A 245-nucleotide genomic window follows, 5' to 3' on the forward strand; every position below is an offset into this window, starting at 1 on the left:
TGCGGGATTCCGGACGACGTCGATCCCGGCGACATATGCGGATCCGGAGTCTGCTCGGGCGAGGGTGGACAGGATCTTCATGGTTGTCGACTTGCCGGCGCCGTTCGGCCCGAGCAGACCGAAGACGGTCCCTGCCTGGGCCTCGAAACCGAGGTCGTCGAGCGCGCGGACGGGGGGTTTGCCCCTCCCGCCGCTGTAGGTCTTCACCAGATGGTCGGCGACGAGCGCCGAACCGGTTGCGGATG

The 245-nt window shown here is 67.8% G+C and carries 1 protein-coding gene; it reads right to left on the reverse strand.

All coding sequences use genetic code 11. From position 1 onward, the window contains the following. Positions 1-245: ATP-binding cassette domain-containing protein (locus SB660_RS23000; RefSeq protein WP_410584844.1), on the reverse strand; the 245-nt coding region annotated here is incomplete at both ends.

Source organism: Bacillus sp. SIMBA_005, assembly GCF_046535585.1.
Lineage (GTDB): Bacteria > Bacillota > Bacilli > Bacillales > Bacillaceae > Bacillus > Bacillus pumilus.